Below are 26,026 nucleotides of genomic sequence, written 5' to 3'. Positions count from 1 at the left end.
GCCGAGTTCCTCCGATAGGCCTTTGACCGTCATTTCCCCGGACAGGACCACCTTTGCCGCCGAGACCTTGAACTGCCTGTCGTATCGCTTTCTTCTTTGGGTCATCTTGAACACCTTTCGCTCTTAACTAGGTGTCCAATTCATCATACCCACTCCAGAAAGCCTCCCATTTCTCATGTCCAAGAAATGGGAGGCAGTTCAAAGTGATCGGACGGGCTTCTCTATTTAACCCGGGCCGCCACCCATGGCGGCTTTCCAAGCGTATTCTCAGTGCAAAGCAATCGTCAGTTTAATCCTATGCGCTGATACCGCATTTCATTTGTTCGGCTCGAATTCTACGGCCTGGCAACCCTCGCACTCTCCGGCAAATGGATTGAACGCGAAGGCAGAGATGATGTGTGCGTGGACATCGAGGCTGCTGTAGGCAACATACTGGGACATGGACCCCCGCTGCGCGTGGTATGCGGCCCGGCATATTCATTGCCGTCCAACCCCGTGTAGTTGCAGCAAAGGGTGGAACCTCAATGCTCAGCTCATGTTGTCCGTGGGACACGAGAATCGTAAGTACACTTTGGTGCGATTCTCACGCTGATACTGAGCCACCTGGAATAAGATACGTCGCGACAACACTTCGCTTCACCTCTGTCTCGACAAGATGACGTAGACTAAAGTTTCCTTTAGTAAGAGAACGAGAACTATATCTGAAAGCGTTGCGATGGCGTGAAGGCACCGAGTCCGAACCGCCTGAATGCTACGTGCATCTGCATCGCCTTTTTGTTATCTCTGCCAGTTGGGCAGCACTACACTTGTCATCATTTACCCTGGTACATGCTGCCTAAATCCACTACCCCTTCTACCGCGCCGACCATCTCGTCATCGTGAGAGACAACGATGATCAGCTGGCTTTGCTTGTTGCGCTTAACATAGGCCGCAAGCTCGGCGCGGCTTACAGCGTCTAACCCAGTCGTGGGCTCGTCGAGTACCAAAACTGACGACTTGCGTGAAATCGCCGACCATAAGTACACTCGGCGCAGCTCACCGCCCGAAAGCGCGGAGCAACGTTTCCCGAGCAACTCCTTCACGCTGTTTTCCAGCGAAAGTAGGCCATCTACACCCCGGTGATAGGAAGAAAAGGGCGTGTCGAAATACTCTAACAGCTCTTTCACCGTTTCGTCCGGCGCGAAGCACGACTGTGGGCAGCACGATATCTCTCTCGCACGTATGTAATCCAAGTCGCATTCTTCGATTGGCACGCCGTTGTATTTTACTTTGCCTTTCGATGAGTATAGCCCGAGCATCAAGTAAAGAAGTGACGTCTTGCCTCTTCCGTTTTCCCCAACTATGCAATATGTACCAGGACCGGAAAACTTGAAAGAAAACCCGCCGAGGACCTCTCGGACAGATCCGTCTGGAAGGGCAACCGAGAATTCCAAATCAGATACCGAAATGTCATTTATTTCATCGAGTTTAGCTAAATCGGTCCGATTCCACCCCGATCTCTCCTTTTCTCTCGTCGCGATAGCCGTCCTATCCCATGATGCTTTGGCATCTTGATAGGATTTGAACAATGACATCATACTTTTCAAAGTCTTAAAGAGAACCGCGAAGTATGTACCGATGATAGTGTACTCGCCTATTGACATAGTTCCGTTAATGATTCGTACTCCGGAAACAACAAGTATCACCGCTTGAAACAACGCTGCGAAAAGACCATCGAGCGATGTCAGAGAATATGATAGCTTTCCGGAGCGCAAAACTTTGGGAAAATAGCTCTTAAACCCAGCGTCGAGCGCTTGTTCGCTCTTGCCGTACGAAGATGTCAGTTGAATGTTGAGAATCTGATTAAGCTGCGATGCAATTGCGGCGTAAAAGGCGCTGTCCGCCTCTTTCTTCTCATACGTGACCCTATACAAAAGTTTCCTCAACCCAGTAATTACACAGAAATACACGATGAGGAGAATGATGGAAAACACCGCGAGAGTTGAATCAATTGACCATATGATAAGCAATACGATGGGAATGGCTACAATGGACAGCGGCGCACTGATAAAATTCGCCAAAACGAAGGATGAGACCACGCTGGAGTCGGAAATAATCCGTTGCGTTGTATAGGCTGGATCGATGGTCCGACTCACCAAGTAATCGTCTCTTTCAAAACGCAAGACGGCCTCCCTGAGAAGATCAAAGGAAAGTCTCGTGGTTATGCGAATGGAAAGTGTTCCTGCAAAATAAGTAAAGAGGGTGGAGAAAACTCCTATTGACGCAACCAGGAGCGCGAAGAGTACGGCGTCTCTTTCGCTGCGGTTACCGAGAAGAAAATCTAAGAATTTCCCGTTCACGTATGGCATGGCATAGGAGAGAGCGGTTCCAATCACCGTGATAGCAATGAAGACGAAAGCCCCTTTTGCTCTGATGAACCTCGAGAGAACGCATCGAATCAAGGAAGGCCCCAATCTACCCGCCACAAAACATCAATCACTGATACCTTACACCTCAACACAACAGGAGCGAAGATTTGCCAATGAGACTGCTTTAAGATTGCCTTGGGCCAATACGATCTCAAGCTCTTCCTACAAGAGAGTCGGAATCGGACATCTCCTCCGACGAACCTGGCAATCGGGCGGTTGAAATATCTTTTTCAACCGCCCGATTGCCACAATAGATTTGAGCATCCGCCCACAAACGTCCGCGTTTTATACCCATCAAATCCTTTGCCTTTTGTCGTCTAGACTAGAAAAATCGCTCGAAATAACGCAACCGGCCTGCTCGCTTGAAGAAACCTAAGCCCGTAACGTAGATGTGCAAACTTCCGAAACGCCTTGCGCGGCATAGTGCGTATAAACTTCGTCAACCGCCTCAGAAATATCTGAGTATCGCGCCGGGTCAAAAGCATACGATGTCGCAGCTATACCCTGCACCCATTCGGAACGCGGATTAATTGAATAGCCACACAGCATCATCATACATGCATCTAGACCTGATTTCCCAAGTATCCGACGTATTGATGAGAGCATCGCGGGTCGCCCCTGCACCATCGTCGTCACCCCTATTAGCAGTATTTACCGTTTTTCTCTAAATGCGTATCGCCACCCTTAAGAATACGAAGTGTTTTATCCAGACCCGATTGTCCTCCATCTCAAACGAAGGGATAAGGAATCTCATCCGGAATCGGCAGTAACGGAGGATTCACAACGACAAGCGAAAAACATGAGTCATCTCTCAGAGGGGAGTAAAGGCTCCCCTCACGCACCCTAGTTTCGTCATCCAAAGAGTTGATGGCAGTGTTTTTCTTACAAAGGTCGACAACAAAAGGGTTGATTTCTACAGATGTTACATCCATGCCACAGTTGGTAAGTATCAGGCCCTGTATTCTGGGGCCAGAACACAAATCGAGAGCCTTCCGTGCGCTCTGCGGTGTAAGGCGCCAATCTCAGCAAATCTGTCCCACAATACTGCGCTGAAGAACAAGACGGAACCCCTGAGCCAAACTCCCCTATACCTTATTAAGGCTAAGACAGGCAAGTTCACGCACCCGGCATATTCCAGAATAACATCCTATTGTTTTAGATGCTCTACAAGCATGAACAGCCGCGAATCGGAAAGATCTTCTAGTTTCGCCCCGACTGACCGCCAAGGGGCGAAATGGCCCCTCCATCCCCGGGCGACCGGCTCTGGCGCGCCGAGGAGTGTCCCCAAGTGCCGGCAGAAAAGGAACGGCCCTATCTGCCGGCTAGAGGGCACCGAAGAGAATGGCGTAGGTAGTGGATTCGCCGAGCTTGAGCTCGTCGCCGGGATTGAGTTGGGCGGAACGGCCGGGCTCGACCTGAATGCAGACGCGCGTGGCCCCGTTTACCACCACGGTTCCGTTGGTGGACGACAAGTCCTCGACGTGCCAGATATTTTGAGCATCGCACCAGATATGGGCATGGCGGGCCGAGACATCATCGCCGACGTCGGTAATATCGCCCTCACCAGTGGCCAGCGCGCCAATCTCAACACCCTGCTCACTCGGCTGAATCCAGCGCGGGGCGCTCACGACAAAACTGTTTTGCACGCGCAGCAAGCCCAAGGGGTGCGCCGGGGCGGGTTCGCGCTCGCCTGCGGTCATCGACATGCCAAGCGAACGCGGCGTGGAGGTGCCTCCGCCACAGGTCGCGTGCGCGTAGTCGATGGCATAGTTCACCGAGGACCGCACATCCGCCGAACAACCGACGGCGACAAACAGCACCAGCACGGCCTCGGCGCGCTCGGCGGGCATGAGTTCCGCCGCCTGGGACAGGCGATCGAGCGCGTTGCGATAGAGATTCGTGTCCTGGTGGCACTCTTCGAGCGCGCGTACCATCGGTTCACCTGCGGGACCGCACACCATATTGATCACAGCCGTGGAGTCCATGGGATTTCGCTGGCGCAGGGCCAGTTGCGACATAATACGCGCAGCCGAGGTACCGTATTCGGCAAAGTAGTGCTGCTGAAGCGTGCCGACCGGCGCGCGAACGATAAAGCGGGAAACCCAAGAGCGATCGGCGGCCCGGCTCTGCGGGCTGCGGCCGTCGGCGAGCGGACGGGACGAAAGCACCGAGCCGCACAGCTCGATATGGCTCAGATGCGCCGCGCGCTTAAAGATGTCAAACATGGCCCCGCATGGGGTGAGCTCAACTTGAGATGCCATGACCTAAGCCTCCTTGGTCGTAGAAATAGAATCGGACGATACTTCGACAGGTCCGCCAAAAGTACGGGCAGCTGCGGCTCCACCGGCAAGCGGAGTCGCCATCTGGGCTTTTGTGCGTCGCGGTGCCGAAACGGGAAGTTCAAAGGCAAAGCCCATCGCAAGCAAAAACCACGTAAGCGTATAGGTTGCAACCAGAGCGGCAACAAGGCCGCCCGTCACGGCGCGTTGGGAAAATACGATACATGCAGCCACAACCAGCACCGGAACCTCGCAGGCAGAAAGCGCAAGCACACCCTGCAGGAACCCCGAGCGCCGATTGCGCGCAAGTGCCCCCGTGGCAACGCCGGCTATGCCTGGCAGCGCCAACGCCAGCGCGGCAATAATACCCGGTAGCGACCCAGACCACACGAGCGATCCCAAAGTCGCCGTCACGCGAGCGCCCGACGCCAGCAGCGCGGCCGAAACCACGACCACAGCCCAAACCACGCCACAGACGACCGTCGCGCCGACCATCAGCGCGCGACGAACCGCGCGGCCAGACGCATCCATGGGGCACGGCGTGAGCGGCTCGCCGCGGAGCGAACGACCGACATTTTGCGCATAGTGGTCACAAAACGCCGAGAGCGCCGCCTCGACCGCCGCCGGCTCGGGACGATCTTTTTGATGGCTGGACAGACAGGCCATCACCACGTCGAACAGCTGGGAATCGACAAACGTCAGCGCATCGCGTAGCTCTTCGGAATCCGGCTCAAGCCCTAGCTGCTGGGCCTGCTCGGCCGCGGCGAGCGCCACATCGGGCTCACGACGAAGCAGCTGAGTCAAATCACAACCGGGCGCATGGGCACCAATGGGATAGTCGGGCCGCGTGTCCATCTTGAGACGGTAGGGGCTGGCGATGTCGCGCGTCTTTTTGCGCGAACCCGAGGTGCCCGAAGTGCTCGGCGCGGCTTCGTATGGCGCGACGCCGGCAATGAGCTCGTAAACCGTGCTTGCCGCGGCGTAGACGTCGATCGCCGGCGACATACGCAAAGCGCGCAGATCGGGAATATCGTCGGTGAGCATCTCGGGTGGGGCATAGGCAACCGTCGCGCGACGCAGCGTGGCATAGCGCTCCGTAAACGACGCCTTGCCGCCGGTACCGGCCACGGCCGACGCAGGCTCGAGCGCCAGCGACGAGCCAAAGTCGATCAGGCACAGGTCAAAGGTGCCCTCGGCAAGCTGCCGGTCAAGCGGTAGACGCGCCGTACGCACCATAATATTAGCGGGCGAGATATCGCGATGGACAAAGCCCTCACCCACCAGGCTCATACGGCAGAGCAGATCGAACAGGTCGCGACCCAGACGCGCCGCCACAAGCGGCGACAGGCGTCCGGCATCGTCCACGGCGAGTCGCGAACGCAAGCGGGCAAGCGTCTCGCCCTCGACCCATTCCATGACAATTGCAGGCACACCGTCGACCTCGCCCCAGCCATAGAGGCGGGGAAAGCCCTTAAGGCCCGAAAGGGCGCGATGGCATTCGTATTCCTCGCGAAACGCCGCCTTGAACTTGGCGACCAGCGCCTCGTGAGCGGCATCGTCGTCAAACTCATCGCGCGTCGGCAAGATGAGCTGCTTGAGTGCCACGGCCTCGCCTTGGGCGTTGACGGCACGCGTCACGCGGCCGATACCGCCACGGCGCATGGTGGCATCGTCGGCAAACAGCATCGTAAAACGACGCAGATAGGCAGGCAGTTCGTCCTGACCGAGCGCAATGGCCGGCTCAAACCCGTCGACACGCGCCAGGCGCAGACCGACCATGGGATCGCGACCGAGCGATTGTGGTGTGGTGGATGCAAGATCGATCATCATAGGGCAAGCGCCGCCACGTTATTGTTGAAGTTACCGAGCGCGACGTCATCATCGCCGTAATGGCCGACCCATTGACATAGGTTGGTGTAACAGCCCCACAGATTGGCATACTGCTGATACCACTTTGACCGGGGCGAGAATGTCTGACGACCGAACTCAGCTCGAATAACAAACATCTCCCCGACCAGGCTGTCGCACGGCCTGGGATCTCCCGTAGAGTTATAGGTCGAGACCACGTCATTGGCACGAGAAACATAGCCGTCGAGCATGTTGTACTTGGTCACAAGCCAACTGTGAATGCCCTCTTCATCAGCAGCGGAAAGGCCACCGGAGTTTGCATCGTTGTCAGTGTTGCCGCCCGTCGAGCCGCCGTTTCCAGACCCTCCGGTAGAGGAGCCCGACCCAGAGCCGCCGCTCGAACTCGACGAATTCGAGCCGGAGCCAGAAGTATCCGAGCTACCGGGCTTTCCGGACTGCTGGGCGTCCTGCTCCTTCTGCTGCTCGACCTTATTCACCGTTGCCGCCACGTTATTGTTGGACAACCGATCGATGATCTTGGTGTTGGTGAGCACGATGGTTTTGCCATTGGCAAGCGTGACTTCGTTGTCCGGGGCCTCGGCGCCGTCCGCATCGTCGGTGCCAAACACAATATGCGCGACCACGCTTGCCCAAGCATATCCAGTCGTGGTACCCAGATCACTTTTGACCTCATGCCCCACGCGCGGTTCGCGTGCGGCATGCGCCTGCATCATGGACGGCACGGTCATGCCATAGGCAGAAACGCCAGCTATGACCAGCACCAACGAGCACGATAGCAGTGCGTACGCCCGAGGCGCCAAGCCCAGTCGGCGTCGCATGCGCACCGCGGCGCCGCGCTTTGTCTGAGTGCCACCGGGCCGCATGCGTTCTCCTCCAACAAAAACACGCCGCTCAGAAGCGGCGCATTCATTCGAATCCATATTTGAGTGTATCAGCGAACCCAAAAGGTTGCGCAACGAATGGGCAAATTAAGGATGCGAGCGGAAGCATCCATGCGATAAGCGGATACGAAGTATCTTTGTTGCACAACAAACTCACAGTCGCACGGGGAAATTATGACTACCCCGTGCGACCGCGAAGATAACGTACGGCAGGAGCAGGCTCGCCACCTAAATCGCGCGACGGGCCTCGATGGCGCGGCCAAGCGTAAGCTCGTCGGCATACTCCAAGTCGCCGCCCACGGGAAGGCCGCTTGCCAGACGCGACACCTCGACGCCCAACGGCTTGATGGTACGGGCCAGATAGCTCGCCGTGGTCTCGCCCTCGATGTTGGGGTTGGTGGCGATGATGACCTCATGGATATCCTCGTGGCCCAAGCGTGCCAGCAGCTCGCGAATGTGCAGCTGCTCGGGGCCAATCTTGTCCATGGGGCTGATTACGCCGCCCAATACGTGGTAGAGACCGTGGTAGCTGCCCGTGCGCTCGATTGCCTGGACGTCGCGCGGCTCGCCCACCACGCAAATACGAGTGGTATCGCGCATCGGGTCCTGGCAGATGGAGCACTCGTCGGCCGTGGCGTAGTTAAAGCAACGGCTGCAAAAGTGGACCTCCTGCTTGACCTCCAGGATGGCCTCGGCCAGGCGGCGGGCCTCCTCGGCATCGGCCTCGAGCAGGTAATAGGCGATGCGCTGGGCCGACTTGGGACCAATGCCCGGCAGACGGCCCAGCTCATCGAGCAGTTTTTGCAGACTGTGATTCGCACTCATTTATATGTGTGTCTTAGAACGGCATGCCCGGGATGTTGAGGCCGCCGGTGATGGCGCCCATCTGCTTGTTGGCGAGCTCGTTGACGCCGCGGACGGCCTCGTTGACGGCAGCCATGATCATGTCCTGCAGCATATCGACGTCCTCGGGATCGAGGGCATCGGGATCGATGGTGAGGTTGACGAGCTCCATCTCGCCGTTAACGGTCACCTTGACCATGCCGCCGCCGGCAGAGGCGTCGACGGTCTGGGACTTGAGGTTCTCCTGCGCGGCGGCAAGCTGCTCCTGCATCTTGCGAGCCTGCTTCATCATCTGCTGCATGTTCATACCGGCCATGATGGCTCCTTTACGTGCGGCCGCACGCCGAGCTGCAAGGGCAGCCGGAGCACGGCGGGACTTTCAAACTCGAAAATCGTACCACGGCGCGAGGCCAGCGAACGGGGCGGACACGCTACCTCAGTCGATATACATGTCCTGGAGTGCAAGCCGCACCCAAAAATTATGCAAAGTTGAATAATTCGCATCTGCATAATATTGAAAGCTAAATCTTGTAGAGCCGGAATCCGACATTTAATGCGTACCACTAAATGGCTAAATGCCGAGCCACTACTCGAGGCGGCGCTCATGACGGCGAGGTATAATTTGATTGCCATAGATAGCAATTTGGAGGTGCCCCATGAATGCCCACGACGTGCTCCAAAACATCCGCTCAAAACACCCCGTTGCATATTTGGTTCTCTATCTCTTTGTCGGCTGGACATTGCTGGTTGTCATCACCCATGCCATAGCTTTTGGAGCAGAACTGCTGATAGCCAGCTCGGACCAGCCCGTCGTCAAATGGGAAGCGACCGATGAGTGCACCGACGGAACTCGAACCATTTACTACAACAGCCCGTCCCTCTACCAAGAGTTCAAGGTCAAGATAAAGGACTCCAAGATTGTCGATGCCGAACCAGGCGCTTTCTTGACAATCGGAGCAACCCTCAACGCCGAGCAAGTCGAGCACACGGACAGCCATGCGACGTATCGTATCGACCTCAGCATCCTAGGCCGACCGTCACGTACCTGTCTGCTCGAATGCGAGATACGCGGCACCGCGTTGCACATGTCCGAAATACAGATGCGCCCGGGCAAAGAGATCTCTTCTTGAGCAGCATACCCGCCCGCACGGTTACTCCACCGGTTTGAAGATGGTGGCCTGACCGAAGACGCTGCGGATGAGGTCTTTGGCCTCGTCCTCGGTCTGCGGGATGCTCGGGGCTGCACCCTGATGGCCGAAGGGGCTGCCCGCACCGGGGTTGGACTCCCAGGGAGCCGCAGGAGCGTCCTCCTCTTTGGGGGCAGCTACAGCGGACTTGGGCGCGGACGCCGCACCCGGCACGTCGAACGGAGGCAGATCGTCCCCGCCAGCATCGGCAGCAAAGCCGCCGACCATGGCGTCGTCGTAGGGTACCTGCTCGGATTCCCACGGCGCGGCAGGCTGAGTCTTGGGAGCGGACGCGCGCTCGGGCGCACGGGGTGCGGGCTCGGTCGGGAGCTTACCCGTGGCAGGAGCACCGGCGGGGTTGTCGGAGCGTAGCCAGGGGGCTTTGCCCAGGTCAGACGACTTGGGCGCAGGCGAGACGGGCTTGGGCGCGGGTGTCGGAGCAGCCGGTTTGGGCGCCGCGGGCTTAGGCGCCGACGGGGTCGATGCCGCTACCGGTGCCGTTTGCTGCTGCGACGCGCTGGCGCTCGAGGATACAGGGGCCGCCGAGGACACGGGTTGCGGGTCCGCAGATGCCGCAGCCCGTGCAGATGGAGAATGCTCCTCATGTTGAGGAGCCGGCGTGCCACCCCCATCCAGGACATAGTCGACGGTACGACGACCGAAGACCGCGCAGACCGTCGGTAGGACCACCGACTGCGTATCAGCGCGACCGAGCATCTTAATGGCAAAAGTCGAACCCGCGGGGAACGAGACCGTGAGCTTGGAGCCGTCGTCGGCCGTGGCGCGGGCGTTGAGCAAAAGCCCTGCGTAGGAAGCCTGACGCGCCTTGACACGCTCGACAACCTCGGCCCATTTGCGCTGCAGCTCTCCGGCATCCTCGACCGCGGGCGTCTCGGCGGCACCGGCGGCGGCAACCTGGGCGGCGTTGTTGGACTGGGGCTTAGGTGCCGGAGCGGTGGCAGGCGCGGGGGCCGCAACGGGCTGAGGCGTCGGAGCCGGCGCAGGCTGAGGTGCAGGCGCTGCAGGCTTGGAAGCTGACATGGACGCAGAACGGGGCGCAGGCTGAGCCGTCGGAGCGGCAGCACCACGGTCCCAAGGCATACCGCCCTGGCGCGCGGACGTAACAGCGGGGGCAGCGGATGCCGCCGGGGCGGCAGCGCGGGCGCCCGAAATGAGCGTCGGCTGTTGGGCAGCAGCGGGTACGGATGCTGCAGGCGCGGCGGCCTGAGCAGCAGCCACGCTCGCCGGCACGGCGGCGTTGGCAACCATGGCCTCCAGGCGTGCCACGCGCTCGGCCAATGCCTCAATCGTTAAATCAGCCTCGGGACGAGCCAGACGCGTGCAGGCAATCTCGAGCACCAGGCGCACGTCGCTCGCGCCCCTCATCTCCAGTGCGGCATCGTCGAGCACTGTCAGCACACGAGCCAGGCGGTCGGCAGGATGCTCGCCAAAGGCAGCGGCCTCGGCAGCAAGCGCCTCGGCCTGCTCGGAGCCGCCCTCAAACAACTCGGCACGGGCACCGGCAACGCAGGCAACATACACGTCGCGCACGTGCGCCACCAGGTCGCGCGTCAGTTCCAGCAGATCGTTACCTTCCTCGACCTGCGCGCGAATAAGCCCATACAGCTCGGCAACATCGCGATCGGCAATGGCGCGGGAAAACTCGCCCAGAATCTGGTCCGAAACCTCGCCTAAAAGCGAGCGGGCGTCGTCCGCATGCACAGAACCGTTGCCAAAGACGCTCAGCTGCTCCAGCGTGGACAACGCGTCGCGCATGCCGCCCTTTGCATGGCGCGCCACGATAGCCAGCGCCTCGTCGTCGTAATCGAAGCCCTCCTGCTCGCACACGTATGCCAGGCGATGCTCGATATCCTCGTTGCCGATACGGTGGAAATCGAAGCGCTGGCAGCGCGAGAGGATGGTCTCCAGAATCTTTTGCGGGTCGGTGGTGCACAGCACAAAGATCACGTGCGCCGGCGGCTCCTCAAGCGTCTTGAGCAGCGCGTTGAACGCCGCCGTCGTGAGCATGTGGACCTCGTCGATGATATAGATCTTGTACTTGCCGCGCACCGGGGCAAAGTTGACGGAGTTGATGATCTCCTCGCGCACATTGTCCACGCCCGTGCGGGAGGCGGCATCGAGCTCGTAGACATCGGGGTGGTTACCCTCGGCAATGAGCTCGCACTCCTCGCAAGTACCGTCGGGCATGCAGCCGCTTGCACCCTCGGCGCGCGCCGCCTCGGCATTGCGGCACAGCAGCGCCTTGGCCAGAATGCGCGCCATGGTGGTCTTGCCCGTGCCGCGCGGTCCGCAGAACAGGTACGCGTGGGACAGGCGCCCCTCGGTGATGGCGTGCTCGAGCGTCGAGACGATATGCTGCTGGCCCACCACGGAGTCAAAGGTGAGCGGGCGATACTTTCGGTACAACGATTCCATGGGTGCTCCCCCGGGTATACTGAGATTTGTTGCCGCGACGGCCATGCGGTCGCACGGCATACTGCATTCATAATAACCCGTACGGCGAGCCCGCCGCGATAGGAGTCTAAAGAGCATGGCAGACGCAGAGAGCAACCTCGTTCCCTCCGAAGCAGCCGACCAGGTCGAGGTCGCGCTCGAGGAGCAGGCCGCGGCCGACGACGGCATCCTGTACCTCAACGAGTACCAGTACGAAAACGACCTGGTCACCGACTTTGCGCGCCTGGTCGCCTCGCCCAGGCGCCGTGGCTCCCTGTACGTCGCCGCCGCGATTGCCGCGCTCATCGGCGTCGGCATGTTGGTGGCCGGCGGCAGCTGGATCAAGTTCGGCGTCGTGCTGATCGTGTTCGGCGCCTTTTTGGCCTGGTGGAGCAAGAACCTGCACCACACGCTAGCCCGCGACTTTATCGACGCCGTCGAGGCCGACGAGTCCATGGGTGGCCGCTATCGCCGCGTCGCCGCCAACGAGGACGGCCTGATGGTTTGGGGCAAGAGCGGCAAGTCGCAGTTCTTCCCGTTTGACAAGCTCGACCACGTACTCGACGGCGAGCGCATCTTTGTGGCCATGTTCGCCGACCAGGGCGTGACGATCCCCAAGGACACCTTCGTCCGTGGCGATGCCGAACAGTTTGGCTCCTTCCTCAAGGCCCGTATCAACAAAAAACTCCGCATCGAGACCAAGAAGAAGAAAATGAAGGCCGAGAAGGCCGCCGCCGAGGCCAAACAGGGCGACAAGCCCCAGGAGACCAAGGGCAAGCAGCGCAAGCAGAAGAAGAACAAGAAGAAGCGCTAAGGGCAAGCCAGACAGGCAGCCTCGCATCCCGTTATCCTCGCCATCCGCCCGAGCGTGCTACACTAGCAGCATCTATGCCACCGCGAACGGCTCGGCCCCGCGCCCGCCGCTCGCAAACGAACTTTAAACGCACGAGGGTTGGCCATGCCGCTTTTCTCGCAACATACCGCCCGGTTCTCGCCGGACGTTCCCTTGGAGGGCACCAGCTCTCGCGAGCTGCTCAAGCGGTACCAGCCGCTCGAGACGCTCGCGACCGGCGGTTTTGGCTCCATCGAGATCTGCCGCGACACGCACCTGCGCCGCCGCGTCGCCATTAAGCGCATCCCCCTTATCAACGGTGCCGGCATGCCCGCCAGCGACATCATGGATGTCCTGCGCGAGGCGCACACTGCCGCCATGCTTCAACATCCCAATATCGTGCAGGTCATCGACTTTACGCACGACACAGCCTATGCCTACCTGGTTATGGAATATGTCGATGGCATGTCGCTGGCCGAGTTTTTACATCGCGTGGACGGCCACTCACTTACCTTTGACGAGGCCGCAGCCATTGCCGATGCCCTGGGCCAGGCGCTCACCTTCGCCCATAGTAATGGCGTACTCCACCTGGACATTAAGCCCGCCAACGTGCTCATCGACCACTCGGGCAATGTAAAGCTCACCGACTTTGGCATGGCGCGGCTGTCGTCCGCCGGTGGCTTTGGCGGCTCGCGCGGCGGCACCATCGGCTACATGCCGCCCGAGCAGCTCGATATCGAGACCGGCACGGTCGACGAGCGCGCCGATGTCTTTGCCCTCGCCTGTGTGATCTACGAGGGCCTGTGCGGCAGCGCTCCCTTTATGGCGGCCACGCCCGCCGACTCGCTCGACCGCATCATCGGCGGCGCCACCTATCCCAGCGAGCTGATACCACACTTTCCCCCGGGAGCCGAGAGCGCGCTCATGAGCGCGCTCTCCCCCATGCCGCAGGACCGCCCCAACAGCATCGAGGCATTTTGCGACCAGCTCCTTGCCGGTCTGGGCAGCGTGCGCGAGGGCCGTCGCAGCCTGGAGCAAATGATTGGCGAGCTTTCGGATGACGAGCAGGAGCTCGACGGTATCGAGCCGTCGCACTACGAGGACGACGCCATCGAGGTCGACCCCGCACTCGGCTGGGCGGGCACGCGCTGGAGCCATGCGCGCGACTACACCATGCGCATTATCTCGACGCTAACGTGCGGCACCTTTAGCTTTTTGCTGATGCAAACGGCCGGGGTCGCGGCGCTTCCCAGCCTGGTCATTGCGGCTATCGCGATCGGAGCGGCGGCTGGCCTGGCCCCCCAGATTGGCTCGGCCATCTCGGCTGTGGGCTTTTTGGTGCTCATGGCCAACGCCACCATGCAGGCGCAGGGCATCCTGTCGATGTTGCCCGTCGCGGTGATCTTTGCCGCCGCCATGTCCGGTTGGTGGATCGCCTGGGGTCGCACCGAGGCTGCCGCGAGCGCCGCACTCACCTGTGCACTCGCGCTTGGCTGTCTGACCGGCAATACCTTCCTGGCAGCTGGGGTCGCCGCCGGCGTCGCGTCATTTTGGCTCGGCCCGGCAAGCGCCGCCGCGGCAACGGGCATGGGCGCGCTTTTTGCCCGCCTGGCGACAGTCGCGCTTTCAGCCGGAGGCGTGCTGGGGCTCGGTAACGTTGCCGCAGCGCTGGGAGACCCACTCCTTTGGGCTGCCTTTGGGCTGGCCGCGGCAACTGCCGCAGCGTCATCCGCGCTGCTCAATGCCCATGCCAAGCGTGCCAATCAGGGCTCAAACCTTGCCGCAATCGCCGCCATCGCTGTCACCGGCATCGGCTGCGCAGCGGCGTCCTGTCTTGCACACCATATGGAAATTGCCAGCCTTGCAGCCGCGGTCATCGCCAAGGCGGCGGTTGCGGGAACCCTATCCTCTATAATCGTTGGGATATGCCTATATTTGCTCGGATACCAAAGAACCTATACGGAGAGTGATCTTTCGTGAACTTCCTGAACATCTTCGAGGACCACGTGGCCGGCATCTTCGGTGCCACCCGTGCCCCGTTCTCCTTTAAGAAGCTTGCCAAGCAGGCCGCTCGCGACATGGAGGATCAGACTCTGGTGATCAACGGCGTCAACACGGCGCCGGCACTCTATACCATCCTGATCGCCGCCGACGACGATCCCATGCTCGCCCCGTTCTACCCCGAGCTTTCGCGCGAGGTCCGCGAGTTTGTGAAGGCGCAGGCCGAAAAGCGCCGCTATGTGTTTGTCGGCGAGCCCCTCGTGCGCTTTATGATCGATCCGCAGCTGCGCGCCGGCAAGTTCTCGGTCTTTGCCGAGAACGTCGATGCCCCCACGCTCGGCCGCCTGTACGAAGAAGAGCGCGCCTATCAAAACGGCCTGGGCCAGAACAACTCCGCGGCAAGCCGTGCCGCCAGCGCCCCGCGCGCCGGCCAGCAGCAGTTTGCTGCCCCGCAGCAGCAGCGCCCCGCCGCCATGCCCCAGCAGCAGCCGACGCCTCGCGCCGCCGCTCCCGACCCGCTTGCCGTGGCAGACCCCTTCGCGCCTAGCGTCCCCGACCCCGCCGCCGCACCCATCCCGGTGCCTCAGACCGTCTCGCGCGACGCGCTTGCCGGCATGGGCGGAGCCGCCGCGACCGGTGCCGCCGTGGGCCTAGGCGCCGCAGCCGGCATCGCCTCCAACATGGCGAGCACTCGCGCCCCGCAGCGCCCGCTCGCCCAGCTCGTCGACGTCGTGAGCGGCGAGAGCCATAGCATCACCTCCGCACAGGTGACCATCGGTCGCGAGCGCTCAGTTTCCGACATTGCCCTGCGCGACCCCAACGTGTCGCGCCGCCACGCCCAGCTCACCTTTACGGGCTCGGATTGGTCGATCGAGGACCTCAATTCCACCAACGGCACGCTCGTCAACAACCGCCGCATTACGCGCTGCCCGCTGCGCAACGGCGATCTGCTGACGTTTGGCCTGAGCACCTTTGAATTTAGGGGATAGTCGCTTATGAACATCGATATCGTCCTTTTTGCAGGCCGCATCGTCCTGGTCGCCCTGCTCTATATCTTCTTGTTCGCCGTCATGAAGACCGGCGTGGGACTTGTGCGTGGACAGCGCCGCGACTCGGCTATCTGGACGATTGATGTGGACAAGGGTCCGCGCGGTATCCGCGGCATCCACGTAGACATGCTCGGCCCCGTCATCGTCGGTCGCTCGCCGTCTTCGGACATCTGCATCAACGAACCGTTCGTCTCGGCCTCGCATGCGCGCTTTTCGCTGCAGGGCCCGGCGCTCATCATCGAGGACCTCAACTCGCTTAACGGCACGCTCGTCAACGGCCGCCAGCTCGTGGAGCCCGCGACGCTGCGTGAGGGCGACGAAGTCCAGATTGGCGACGTGGTCATGAAGGTGAACCGTCGATGATCGACGAGGAGAACAAGTCCGCAACTATGACCGAGGCACCGGCCGCCGCCACAGCTGCGCCGGCCCACGCCGCTCCGGCGGGCTCCGCACCCGTGGAGCCCGAGGACACCGTGTTCTCCCTGCCTCTTTCGCATGTAACGCATGATATTTCGGATCTCGCCGATAACGAGGACGAAGAGGATGCCGTAGCGGCGCCCATCGGCGCACATGCTGCGGAACAGCCCACAGCGCCCGAAGCAACCCCGGCGCCGGCTCACTTTGCAGAGCCCGTCGCCGCGGCAATCAACGAGAGCGCTGCGGTGTTTGCGGCACCCGAGCCCGCCGCGCCGGCGTTTCCCATAGCCCCGGCATCCGAGGTTGCGCCCGCGTCTACGCCGGCACCCGAGGCAGGGCCATCCCCCGAGGACGGCCCTGCACCCGCAAGCGAGTCCGATGCCGTGGCCGAGCCCGCCGCCCAGTCGCAAAGCACGCCCGCGCCGTCGCACTTTTCGACGCCCGAGCCTATAGACGTCAGCCCGCAAGACGACGAGTCGACCGCCCGCATGTCCGAGGAGCCCGACTCCCCGGACACCGGCGATTCCGAATCAAACGCCGAGACCGACACCGTCTCTCCCGGTGACACCGCCGAAATCGACGTTGCCGCCGTTGAGGCCAAGCTCAAAGACCCCGGCTCGACCATGAGCTTTGAGCCCCTGACCGAGGAACGCATCGAGACCGACTCGACCTATGATGCCGGCACCACCACGCAACTCATGTGGGGCGCCCGCTCCGACGTTGGCTGCGTGCGCCCGCATAATGAGGATTCCTACCTGGTGCAGTCGCCGCTCTTTTGCGTATGCGACGGCATGGGCGGTCACGCCGCCGGCGAGGTAGCCTCTTCTATCGCCGTCGAGACTATTGCCAAAACGGCCCCGCAGTCCGCCGACGCAGCACGCTTGGCCGCAGCCGTCGAGGCCGCTAACGCCGCCGTAATCGAGGCCGCCTTGAACGGCCTGGGCAAGCCCGGCATGGGCTGCACAGCCACTTGCGCCTATATCGAAAACGACACGCTCGCCATCGCCCACGTGGGCGACTCTCGCGCCTATCTGCTCCACGAGGGCACGCTCATCCGCGTGACCCGCGACCACTCCTACGTGGAGGAGCTCGTGGACGCCGGCGAGATCACGGCAGACGAGGCTCGCGTCCACCCCAACCGTTCGGTCATCACCCGTGCGCTGGGCTCGGACCCCGCCATGTATGCCGACCACTTCACTCTGCATATCGAGGAAGGCGACCGCCTGATCCTGTGCTCTGACGGCCTTTCGAGCATGATTCCCGATAGCGATATCGAGAACATCGCCACGCAATCCTCAACCGCGCAAATCTGCGTCGACAACCTAGTGGACGCGGCACTTGCCGCCGGCGGCCACGACAACGTGACCGTAGTAGTCGTTGACCTGGTTGACGATGGCGTCATGCGCGAGGCGCAACGCGTGCGTCGCCGCAACGTTACTATCGCCGCCATCCTGGCCCTCGTCTTTGTGCTGGCAGCTGGCATCTGGGCCTACACGGGTGTCACCGGCTCGTACTACCTGGGTACCTACCAGGGCAATGTCGCCGTCTGGCGCGGCCTGCCCGGCAAGCCACTCGGACTCAAGCTCCACTGGCTCGAAAGCGAAACCAGCATCAAGCTGTCCGACCTGCCCGAAGACACGCAAAACCGCCTCAAGGCGGGCATTCCGCAAACAAGTATCGACGATGCGCAGGACACGATATCCAAGTACCGCCACCAGATCGACGAGGAGCAGACCCGCCAGGTGATCGACGCGCAAACGATTCGCGACAACACCAATCAGGGATCGACCTCCGAATCAGATTCCGAGAAAACCGCCGAACAGTCCGCCGAGGCCGAAGCCTCCGATAAGAATTAGAAAGGGAGTGCCGCTTATGAGTCGCCGCAACACCGAGCTGCTCTTGCTCATCGCCTCGGCGTTCCCCGTCATCCTGCTGTATGCGATGTACGTCCTCACCGCGGGCGCTGCCATCTCCTTTGAGACGCTCGCCGTACCGATCGGCCTCTTTGCCGCCTTCGCCGCGGCACATATCGCCGTGCGCATCTTGGCGCCCGGCGCCGACCCCGCCATCCTACCCATCGTATTTATACTTTCGGGCATCGGCATCACGTTCGTGACGCGTCTCGCCCCCGCTCTCGCCATCTCACAGCTCATCATCCTGTTTGTCTCGGTGGCGCTCATGGTGGGAACGCTTGCACTGGTCAAAAACCTCGACGTGGTCATGCGCTACAAGTACACCTTTGGCATTATCGGCATCATCCTGCTGATGCTGCCCATCTTTATCGGCACCACGATCTCGGGCTCCAAGCTGTGGATTCGCATCGCGGGCTTTACCATCCAGCCCGGCGAGTTCGCCAAGGTCTTTATCGTCCTGTTCCTGGCCGGCTACCTAGCCGAGAACCGCGAGCTGCTCTCCATCTCCAACCGCAAGATCCTGGGCTTTAAGATCCCTCGTCTGCGACTGCTGCTGCCGCTGTTTGCCGTGTGGGGTGTGTGCCTGCTCGTCGTCGTCTTCGAACGCGACCTGGGTTCGGCCGTGCTGTTCTACACCATCTTCTTGCTGATGCTCTACGTTGCCACGGGGCGCTTTTCGTATGTCGTTATCGGCCTTGCGCTCTTAGCCGTCGGAGCCGTGGGCGCCTACAAGTTCCTGTCGCACGTTCAGGTGCGTTTCCAGGTTTGGGTCGATCCGTTTAAGGACGCTCAGGGCCAGGGCTACCAGATCGTCCAGTCGCTCTTCTCGCTTGCCGATGGCGGTCTGGTCGGTGTTGGCATCGGCAACGGCATGGCCAACAACATCCCCGTCGTCGAGTCCGATTTTATCTTCTCGGCCATCGGCGAGGAGATGGGTCTTTTGGGCGGCGGCGCCGTGCTCATCCTGTTTATGCTCTTTGCCGTGCGTGGCCTCACCACAGCTGCCCGCGCAAAGTCCGACCTTGCCGCCTTTAGCGCCACCGGTCTTACGGCAGCCATCAGCTTCCAGGCCTTTTTGATCGTTGGCGGCGTTACCCGCCTGATCCCGCTGACCGGCGTCACCCTGCCCTTTATGAGCCAGGGCGGCTCCTCGCTGCTGGCGAGCTTTATCATCGTCGCGCTCCTGCTGCGCGCCGGTGACGAGGCGACCGGACGCGAGGCCGAGCTTACCGGCACCGGCACCATGGCCGCCATCACCGATGATCAGGCCGCATCTGCCGCCGCCCCGACGGGCACGCGCTTTGCCACCTCGTCTTCCTACGGCAGCGGCAGCCATTCCGTCGGCTCGCGCATGCGCCGTCGCCTGCTCGACACGCCTGAATCCGGTGTGCTCGGCCGCGTTGCGCTCGCCAACCGTCTAACCCGCGCGGTGCTCGCCTTTACGGCGCTGTTCGCCATCCTTATCGGCAACCTCACCTATGTCCAGGTCATCAAGGCCAAGGACTATCAGGACATGCCGACCAACAACCACACCATCGCCCGCTCCAAGTACATCCAGCGCGGCTCCATCATCACGTCCGACGGCGTGACGCTGGCCGAGTCGCTGCAGCAGGAGGACGGCACCTACGTACGCTCCTACCCCAACGGTAACCTGGCAGCGCACGTGGTTGGCTACGTGAGCCAGCAGTATGGCACCACCGCCATCGAGAGCGTCATGAACGACACGCTCACCGGCTCTAAGGATTACTCCAGCTGGAACAACGCCATCGCGTCGCTCGCGGGCCAGACCCAGCCGGGCAACACCGCCAAGCTCACCATCGACTCGCGCATCCAGACGGCTGCTGAGCAGGCGCTCAAGGGCTTTAAGGGCGCTGTAGTGGTCATCGACCCGCGTACCGGCGCGGTGCTCGCATGTGCCAGCTCGCCCACCTACGACAACACCAACATCGATGCCCTGCTGCAGACGGGCGGCGGCGAGGACGGCTCCATGTACAATCGCGCCATGGACGCGCTGTACACGCCGGGCTCAACGTTTAAGGTCGTTACGCTTTCCGCGGCACTCGAGACCGGTACCGCCAGCCTTACCAGCACCTACCAGGCGCCCGGCTCCATGGACATCGGCAACGCACCGGTCACCAACTATGCCAACGAGAGCTACGGCACCATCAGCCTGCAGCAGGCCTTTGCCGTGTCCTCCAACGTCGTCTTCGGCCAGGTGGCAAACGAAGTTGGCGCAAACACGCTCGTACAGTTTGCCAACGCCTTTGGCTACGGCCAAAAGCTCGGCCAGGACCTGACCTCCGCGGCCTCCATCATGGCCGACCCGTCGCTCATGACCGAGTGGGAGACCGCCTGGGCCGGCGCCGGCCAGCCTGTCGGCATGGACCACACGCCCGGCCCGCAGACCACCGTCATGCAAAACGCCGTGATTGCCGCCGCCATCGCCAACAGTGGCGTGGTCATGGACCCGTACTTTGTAGCCCAGGTACTTGCCCCGGACGGAACCGTGGTCAAGACCACGCAGTCCCGCTCGCTGGGGCAGGCCGTCAGCTCCGCCACGGCCGACCAGGTCAAGCAGGCCATGCTTGCCGTCGTCCAGTCCGGCACCGGCACCGATGCCCAGATCCCCGGCGTCAAGGTCGCCGGCAAGACCGGCTCGGCCGAGACCGGCGGCACCAACGTCAACTCTATGTTCGTTGGCTTTGCACCTTACGATTCACCCACGGTCGCCATCTCGGTGGCCTTGGAGGATTTCGACAAGCATGACGTCAAGGCCGCCAAGATCGCCGGTATCGTCCTGACCGCGGCGCTTGCCGCACAGGGAGCGTGATGCCCATGATCGAATCGGACACCCGAGGCGCGCCGCGGCCGAAGAGTTAGCGGCAACGCGCCACACGGCCCCAGCGGCCACATCGTAGGTACTACACACATCGTTGAGCGAATAGTTATGTTAGGAGCAGGAATGGAACAGAGGGTCCTCGGGGGAAGATACCTCCTCAAGGATAAGGTGGGAACAGGCGGCATGGCGACCGTCTACCGCGCACAGGACCAGGTCCTCGACCGCACGGTAGCCGTCAAGATCATGCTGCCGCAGTATGCTGGCGACGCAACCTTCGCCGCACGCTTTAAGCAGGAGGCCCAGGCAGCAGCCGGTCTCTCCTCCCCTTATATCGTGGGCGTCTACGATTGGGGCAAGGACGGCGACACCTATTACATCGTCATGGAGTACCTGCGCGGTACCGACCTTAAGAGCGGCATCAAGAGCCACGGCGCCCTCGACCCCAAGAAGGTCGCCCAGATCGGCTCGCAGATCAGCTCCGCGCTTTCGGTCGCCCACAAGCACGAGATCATCCACCGCGACATTAAGCCGCAGAACATCATGGTGCTGCCCGACGGCAACATCAAGGTGATGGACTTTGGCATCGCGCGCGCCAAGAACAGCCACCTCACGCAAGACAACAACGTGCTGGGAACCGCCCACTACGTCAGCCCCGAGCAGACCCGTGGTCAGGACCTCGGCCCCACCTCGGATATCTACTCGCTGGGCGTCGTGATGTATGAATGCGCCACCGGCCGCGTGCCCTTTGACGGTGACGACGCTATCTCGGTCGCACTCAAGCAGGTCAACGAGCTGCCTATTCCGCCGAGCCAGATCAACTCCGGTGTCGACGCCGACCTTGAGCGCATCATCCTCAAGTGCATGGAGAAGGACCCGGCAAACCGCTTCCAGACCGCCGACGAGCTGCGTCAGGTGCTCAACAGCTACCTGTCGGGCCGTGCCGTCAACGTCTCGGAGCCCACGCGCATCATCGGTGCCCCCGGCGAGCTGGGCGCCACCAAGACTCGCGAGCTTTCCGATCAGACGCGCGCCATGGTGCGTCCCGTCTCGGGCGTGAGCGGGCAGAATACCACCCGTAGCTCGGTTTCGGGCTCCACCGGCTCCTACGAGGTCGAAGAGCCCAAATCCAACAAAAACAAGATCATCGCCGCCGTGGTGGCAGCGGTTGCCGTCATCGGCATCGTGGTGGCCTTTGCCACAGGACTCTTTGGCGGCGAGCAGGTCACCGTTCCCGATGTACTGGGCAAGGACCAGCAGACTGCCGTCGAGCTGATCAAGGAAGCCGGCCTCGAGGTCGGCACCATCGACCAAAGCTACAACGACGATGTCGACGAGGGCAAGGTCGCCGAGCAGACGCCCAACGGCAACACCAAGAAGGCCAAGGGCACCAAGGTGAACCTGGTAATCTCCAAGGGCCCCAAGCCCTCCGAGAAGGTTGAGGTTCCCCAGCTTGTCGGCCTGACCAAGGACCAGGCAGAAGCCGCACTGGCAAGCGTTGGCCTGAAGGGCAACGCCTCCGAGGAGGCCAACGAGGCCGATGAGGGCCAGGTCTTTGAGCAGACCACCGAAGCCGGTAAGGAAGTCGCGAAGGGCACGACCATCTCGTACAAGGTCTCGAGCGGCCCGGATACCACGTCCGTCCCCGACCTGACCGACATGACCGAGGCCCAGGCGCGCAACGCCCTCGATATGGCAGGCTTTGGCGTCGACGTGAGCTACCAGGAGAACGACTCGGTTACCGAGGGCACCGTGATCAGCTGGAACCCCAGCGGTAAGCAGAAGCCCGGCGCCACGATTACCGTCGTCATTGCCAAGAAATCCGGCAAGGCCACCGTCCCGGGCAACCTGTACGGCAAGAGCATTTCCGCTGCCGTTACCGCGCTCAACAACGCCGGTTTCTATAACATTGGCTTCTGTGACCAGAACGGCAATCCCGTGAGCGGTAACGAGGATGCCACCGTTACGGGCGTCTCCCCCACCGGCAAGCAGTCCACCGACAGCACGATTACGCTGACGGTCGCACTTTCTGGCTCGGGTTCGGGCTCTGGCTCGGGCACGGGTGACGATTCCGGTACGACCAACTAGTCGCCACCCCACCGCTCATCACGGCTCTCGCCGCAAACATATTCGCTCACAGGCGCCCGCTTGCTTCCCAGCAAACGGGCGCCTTCTTTATCTGAAGCAGCGAATACTACGGCATGCCTTAAACCAGAAGAGCCCGGCACCATAGCGGTACCGGGCTCGATATTCCTCTGGTGCCCCCGGGCGGATTCGAAAACTCCCCCCCCCGCGGGGAAATTGGTGACGCGGGTGTCGACGGCTCGAATCCTGCCCTTAGACCAGAAGAGCCCGGCACCGTAACGGTACCGGGCTCGATATTCCTCTGGTGCCCCCGGGCGGATTCGAACCGTCGACACCCGCTTTAGGAGAGCGGTGCTCTATCCCCTGAGCTACGGAGGCATGTTGTACTAGTGTAGCAGATTTGCGCCACTGCCATGCAGCGCATAGCCACTCTTCGAAGTTACGGTGGAACAGCCTTCCGGAAAGCGTGTCCCACTATCCAGACGAAATCTGGGACGGGCTTTCCGGATGGGGCCTCTCTAGGAAACTACGACCCGGAATTTGAGCTCGAAACGGGATATGGTTTCCCAATTGAGCCTGTTCCGGAAACTGCATCCCAGAATAGGCGCTCAAACTGGGATGCACTTTCCCAATCGAGCCCCATGGGAAACTGCGTCCCACTTTGGGGGGCGCTCTTTAATGACTAGTTACCTTTGTGGAAGAGGTTTTTGATAACGGAGGGGATGCTCTTGGCGCCCTTGGCCGTCACATCGATAAAGTCGGGCGAACGCACGAGCTTATCCTCGTCGACGTACTTGCGGACAGCACGAAGCGTCTCTTTGTCGTCGCGCGTCGAAAACGTAAAGTGACCGTTGTCCTTGGTGAAGATGGCAAAACGCGTGATCTTCTTGGTGCCGCGTAAAACCTCGGCGGCAATATAGTCGACCTCGTCCCACGGGATTTGAATATAATCCTCGGGATTGCGCTCGTTGTAATACTCGAACGCCTTATTGCCCACCATCACGTTACCGTGGCTGGTAAGCCCCATCAGGCAGGTTGCCGGCGTTGCCAGATCGACCGTGCTGTTCTGAGATTGCGCCATACGCGCCTCGCCCTCCAATAAAAACAATCGGACCGCATCCAGTGTACCCACCGGGTGCGGTCCGTTTCAATGGCTCAAAAGCCCTTACCTAGCAACTCTCGGTCTTAAGCCGAAGCGTGCTTACATGAAGCCGCAGAAGCGACCGATGATGCCGACGGCGAAGAGAGCCAGGATGATGACGATCGGGCTGACCTTCTTCTTGAGGAGCTTGCAGACCAGCAGGGTCAGGCACACGGCGGCAAGGCCGGGGATGAGCTGATCGAGGTTGGCCTGAAGCGTGGTGACCTTCATCTGATCAAGGGCGGTAGCACCGACGGAGTTGTACATCGTCAGCGCTTCCTTGATACCCTCGGAACCGGAGGGCAGGCTAGCCCAGTCGATAAAGGCGCCAGCAGACTGCTTGACCGTGGAGACGATCGGGGTGAAGGAAATGGACACCCAGCGCTCGACCAGGGCGCCGATGATGAACATACCCAGGATGGAAGCGCCCTCGGTGACCTTGCCCATCAGACCACCGGAGAGGTCCTTGGCGATGGAGGAGCCGACCTTGTAGCCAAACTCCTGCGTGTACCACAGGAAAGCGTAACGGATGATGTTCCACGCGAAGAAGAACAGCAGCGGACCGACGATGCTGCCGGACATGGCCAGGGAAGCGCCCAGAGCGCCCAGAATCGGGCGAAGGGTGAACCAGAAGACGGGGTCACCGACGCCGGCGAGCGGGCCCATCATACCGACCTTGACGCCCTGGATGGCGACATCATCGATCGGAGCACCGTTGGCGCGCTCCTCCTCGAGGGCGAGGGTAACGCCAATGACGGGGGCGGAAACATAGGGGTGGGTGTTATAGAACTCCAGGTGGCGCTTAAGAGCGGCAATCTGGTCATCCTTGCTGGTGTAGAGCTTCTTGATCGCAGGGATCATTGCGAAGCACCAGCCGCCGTTCTGCATACGCTCGTAGTTCCACGAGCCCTGAAGGAACTGATGACGGAAGCAAACCTTCTTGCGGTCAGCCTTGGTGAGCTGAATCTTGTTCTCTGCCATATGTATCACTCCCCTCCTACTCGTAATCGTTCAGAATGTCGCCGAGCGGGTCGCCGGAGCCACCGCCCATGCCGCCACCCTGCTTGGCCAGATCCTTAAGGCCAAGGTAGATGAGGGCAAGGGAGATGCCAATGAGACCAAGGGCGATCAGCGTGAGCTGAGGGATGGCAGCAAGGACGAAGCCGAGGACGAAGAACGGCCAGGTCTCCTTGGTGGCCATCATGTTGATGACCATGGCGTAACCGACGGAAGCGACCATGCCGCCGCCGACAGCCATGCCGCCGGACAGCCAGTCGGGCATAGCGTTAAGCGCGTTGGTAACGGCCTCGGCCGGGATGACGCACAGAAGCACTGCCGGGATGGCGATACGAAGGCCCTGCATGAGGATGGCAGCATACTGCCAGCGCTCGATGCCGGAGAAGTCGCCCTTCTCGGCGCAACCATCCATGGCGTGAGCGATAGCGGTAGCAATGGTACGGCAGATCATGGTCAGGAACAGACCAGCGACCGACAGCGGGACGGCGACGGCGATGGCCGCGGTAACGGCCTTGGCCGAATCAGTGGCGCCGCCGTTGAGGGCGAGCACCATGATGATCGAAGAAGCGACCGAGGCCAGAGCGGCGTCAGGCGCGACGGCGGCGCCGACGTTAGCCCAGCCAAGGGCCATCATCTGGAGCGAACCGCCCAGGAGGATGCCCTCCTGAAGGTGACCGGTTACGAGACCGATAAGCGTGCATGCCACGAGCGGCTGATGGAACTGGAACTCATCCAGAATGCCTTCCATACCGGCAAGCAACGCGACAATCGCAACAAGCAGAATAGTGATTGCAGACATGTATCGGACCCTCCT

At 61.1% G+C, this 26,026-nt stretch carries 18 protein-coding genes and 1 tRNA gene; 8 read left to right on the top strand and 11 right to left on the bottom strand.

Going from position 1 to position 26,026, the window contains the following annotated elements; translation table 11 throughout:
• Positions 1-812: 812 nt before the first annotated feature.
• The 6 genes from AAAX75_RS03285 to AAAX75_RS03260 form a co-directional block, all read right to left on the bottom strand.
• A complete protein-coding gene (locus AAAX75_RS03285) occupies positions 813-2,441 on the bottom strand; it encodes an ABC transporter ATP-binding protein (RefSeq protein WP_117564924.1) in 1,629 nt (542 codons plus the stop codon).
• 1,289 nt (positions 2,442-3,730) lie between these two features.
• The gene (locus tag AAAX75_RS03280) at positions 3,731-4,669 is read right to left on the bottom strand and encodes an FHA domain-containing protein (RefSeq protein WP_349091081.1); all 939 of its coding nucleotides are present in this window, start codon (positions 4,667-4,669) and stop codon (positions 3,731-3,733) included.
• Between the two features lie 3 nt (positions 4,670-4,672).
• Positions 4,673-6,517: a hypothetical protein gene (locus AAAX75_RS03275; protein ID WP_349091080.1), complete on the bottom strand. Its 1,845-nt coding sequence runs from the start codon at positions 6,515-6,517 to the stop codon at positions 4,673-4,675.
• Complete coding sequence (locus AAAX75_RS03270; protein ID WP_349091079.1) at positions 6,514-7,419, bottom strand: hypothetical protein; 906 nt, start codon at positions 7,417-7,419, stop codon at positions 6,514-6,516. Before AAAX75_RS03270 ends, AAAX75_RS03275 begins: the two co-directional genes overlap by 4 nt.
• Before the next feature lie 246 nt (positions 7,420-7,665).
• Positions 7,666-8,262, bottom strand: a complete 597-nt coding sequence (gene recR, locus AAAX75_RS03265) for a recombination mediator RecR (RefSeq protein WP_006235173.1) — start codon at positions 8,260-8,262, stop codon at positions 7,666-7,668.
• Between the two features lie 13 nt (positions 8,263-8,275).
• Positions 8,276-8,596 carry a YbaB/EbfC family nucleoid-associated protein gene (locus AAAX75_RS03260; protein WP_006235174.1) on the bottom strand — a complete coding sequence of 107 codons (321 nt, stop codon included), beginning with the start codon at positions 8,594-8,596 and terminating at the stop codon, positions 8,276-8,278.
• Positions 8,597-8,936: 340 nt separating this feature from the next.
• Between AAAX75_RS03260 and AAAX75_RS03255 the strand changes: the two genes are divergently transcribed.
• Positions 8,937-9,410, top strand: a complete 474-nt coding sequence (locus tag AAAX75_RS03255; RefSeq protein WP_349091078.1) for a hypothetical protein — start codon at positions 8,937-8,939, stop codon at positions 9,408-9,410.
• Between the two features lie 21 nt (positions 9,411-9,431).
• Here AAAX75_RS03255 and dnaX read toward each other — a convergent pair whose 3' ends face one another.
• Positions 9,432-11,903 carry a DNA polymerase III subunit gamma/tau gene (gene dnaX / locus AAAX75_RS03250; RefSeq protein WP_349091077.1) on the bottom strand — a complete coding sequence of 824 codons (2,472 nt, stop codon included), beginning with the start codon at positions 11,901-11,903 and terminating at the stop codon, positions 9,432-9,434.
• A gap of 115 nt (positions 11,904-12,018) precedes the next feature.
• On the opposite strand from dnaX, the gene AAAX75_RS03245 reads away from it, so the two are divergent.
• From AAAX75_RS03245 to pknB, 7 genes are all read left to right on the top strand, one after another.
• A complete protein-coding gene (locus AAAX75_RS03245) occupies positions 12,019-12,735 on the top strand; it encodes a hypothetical protein (RefSeq protein WP_349091076.1) in 717 nt (238 codons plus the stop codon).
• Positions 12,736-12,879: 144 nt separating this feature from the next.
• Positions 12,880-14,733: a serine/threonine-protein kinase gene (locus AAAX75_RS03240; protein WP_349091075.1), complete on the top strand. Its 1,854-nt coding sequence runs from the start codon at positions 12,880-12,882 to the stop codon at positions 14,731-14,733.
• A complete protein-coding gene (locus AAAX75_RS03235; protein ID WP_035136732.1) occupies positions 14,730-15,743 on the top strand; it encodes an FhaA domain-containing protein in 1,014 nt (337 codons plus the stop codon). Before AAAX75_RS03240 ends, AAAX75_RS03235 begins: the two co-directional genes overlap by 4 nt.
• A gap of 6 nt (positions 15,744-15,749) precedes the next feature.
• Positions 15,750-16,166 carry an FHA domain-containing protein gene (locus AAAX75_RS03230; RefSeq protein ID WP_006235180.1) on the top strand — a complete coding sequence of 139 codons (417 nt, stop codon included), beginning with the start codon at positions 15,750-15,752 and terminating at the stop codon, positions 16,164-16,166.
• The gene (locus tag AAAX75_RS03225) at positions 16,163-18,076 is read left to right on the top strand and encodes a Stp1/IreP family PP2C-type Ser/Thr phosphatase (protein WP_349091074.1); all 1,914 of its coding nucleotides are present in this window, start codon (positions 16,163-16,165) and stop codon (positions 18,074-18,076) included. The genes AAAX75_RS03230 and AAAX75_RS03225 overlap by 4 nt, the downstream gene beginning before the upstream one ends.
• A gap of 16 nt (positions 18,077-18,092) precedes the next feature.
• Positions 18,093-20,963 (top strand): FtsW/RodA/SpoVE family cell cycle protein, encoded by a 2,871-nt coding sequence (locus tag AAAX75_RS03220; protein ID WP_349091073.1) that lies wholly within the window; start codon positions 18,093-18,095, stop codon positions 20,961-20,963.
• Positions 20,964-21,095: 132 nt separating this feature from the next.
• On the top strand, positions 21,096-23,057 hold the full coding sequence (gene pknB, locus AAAX75_RS03215) for a Stk1 family PASTA domain-containing Ser/Thr kinase (RefSeq protein ID WP_349091072.1): 1,962 nt from the start codon (positions 21,096-21,098) through the stop codon (positions 23,055-23,057).
• A gap of 299 nt (positions 23,058-23,356) precedes the next feature.
• Here pknB and AAAX75_RS03210 read toward each other — a convergent pair.
• The 4 genes from AAAX75_RS03210 to AAAX75_RS03195 form a co-directional block, all read right to left on the bottom strand.
• A tRNA-Arg gene (locus tag AAAX75_RS03210) sits at positions 23,357-23,432 on the bottom strand.
• 304 nt (positions 23,433-23,736) lie between these two features.
• Complete coding sequence (locus AAAX75_RS03205) at positions 23,737-24,135, bottom strand: DUF956 family protein (RefSeq protein WP_006235193.1); 399 nt, start codon at positions 24,133-24,135, stop codon at positions 23,737-23,739.
• 120 nt (positions 24,136-24,255) lie between these two features.
• Entirely contained in the window at positions 24,256-25,176 is a 921-nt protein-coding gene (locus tag AAAX75_RS03200) for a PTS system mannose/fructose/sorbose family transporter subunit IID (protein WP_055310058.1), read from the bottom strand.
• A 16-nt stretch (positions 25,177-25,192) separates the two neighbouring features.
• Positions 25,193-26,011 carry a PTS mannose/fructose/sorbose transporter subunit IIC gene (locus AAAX75_RS03195; RefSeq protein WP_148332484.1) on the bottom strand — a complete coding sequence of 273 codons (819 nt, stop codon included), beginning with the start codon at positions 26,009-26,011 and terminating at the stop codon, positions 25,193-25,195.
• Between the last annotated feature and the right edge of the window lie 15 nt (positions 26,012-26,026).

Source organism: Collinsella sp. CLA-ER-H7 (assembly GCF_040092345.1).
GTDB lineage: Bacteria > Actinomycetota > Coriobacteriia > Coriobacteriales > Coriobacteriaceae > Collinsella.
Note: the sequence above shows the minus strand (reverse complement) of the source record. Positions and strands in the feature narration are given on the sequence as shown.

Bases quoted from the DNA above. Each gene is read 5' to 3' on its own strand.
- AAAX75_RS03280 (WP_349091081.1), bottom strand. From the start codon at position 4,669: ATGGCATCTCAAGTTGAGCTCACCCCATGCGGGGCCATGTTTGACATC.
- AAAX75_RS03275 (WP_349091080.1), bottom strand. From the start codon at position 6,517: ATGATGATCGATCTTGCATCCACCACACCACAATCGCTCGGTCGCGAT.
- AAAX75_RS03270 (WP_349091079.1), bottom strand. From the start codon at position 7,419: ATGCGGCCCGGTGGCACTCAGACAAAGCGCGGCGCCGCGGTGCGCATG.
- recR (WP_006235173.1), bottom strand. From the start codon at position 8,262: ATGAGTGCGAATCACAGTCTGCAAAAACTGCTCGATGAGCTGGGCCGT.
- AAAX75_RS03260 (WP_006235174.1), bottom strand. From the start codon at position 8,596: ATGGCCGGTATGAACATGCAGCAGATGATGAAGCAGGCTCGCAAGATG.
- AAAX75_RS03255 (WP_349091078.1), top strand. From the start codon at position 8,937: ATGAATGCCCACGACGTGCTCCAAAACATCCGCTCAAAACACCCCGTT.
- dnaX (WP_349091077.1), bottom strand. From the start codon at position 11,903: ATGGAATCGTTGTACCGAAAGTATCGCCCGCTCACCTTTGACTCCGTG.
- AAAX75_RS03245 (WP_349091076.1), top strand. From the start codon at position 12,019: ATGGCAGACGCAGAGAGCAACCTCGTTCCCTCCGAAGCAGCCGACCAG.
- AAAX75_RS03240 (WP_349091075.1), top strand. From the start codon at position 12,880: ATGCCGCTTTTCTCGCAACATACCGCCCGGTTCTCGCCGGACGTTCCC.
- AAAX75_RS03230 (WP_006235180.1), top strand. From the start codon at position 15,750: ATGAACATCGATATCGTCCTTTTTGCAGGCCGCATCGTCCTGGTCGCC.
- AAAX75_RS03225 (WP_349091074.1), top strand. From the start codon at position 16,163: ATGATCGACGAGGAGAACAAGTCCGCAACTATGACCGAGGCACCGGCC.
- AAAX75_RS03220 (WP_349091073.1), top strand. From the start codon at position 18,093: ATGAGTCGCCGCAACACCGAGCTGCTCTTGCTCATCGCCTCGGCGTTC.
- pknB (WP_349091072.1), top strand. From the start codon at position 21,096: ATGGAACAGAGGGTCCTCGGGGGAAGATACCTCCTCAAGGATAAGGTG.
- AAAX75_RS03205 (WP_006235193.1), bottom strand. From the start codon at position 24,135: ATGGCGCAATCTCAGAACAGCACGGTCGATCTGGCAACGCCGGCAACC.
- AAAX75_RS03200 (WP_055310058.1), bottom strand. From the start codon at position 25,176: ATGGCAGAGAACAAGATTCAGCTCACCAAGGCTGACCGCAAGAAGGTT.
- AAAX75_RS03195 (WP_148332484.1), bottom strand. From the start codon at position 26,011: ATGTCTGCAATCACTATTCTGCTTGTTGCGATTGTCGCGTTGCTTGCC.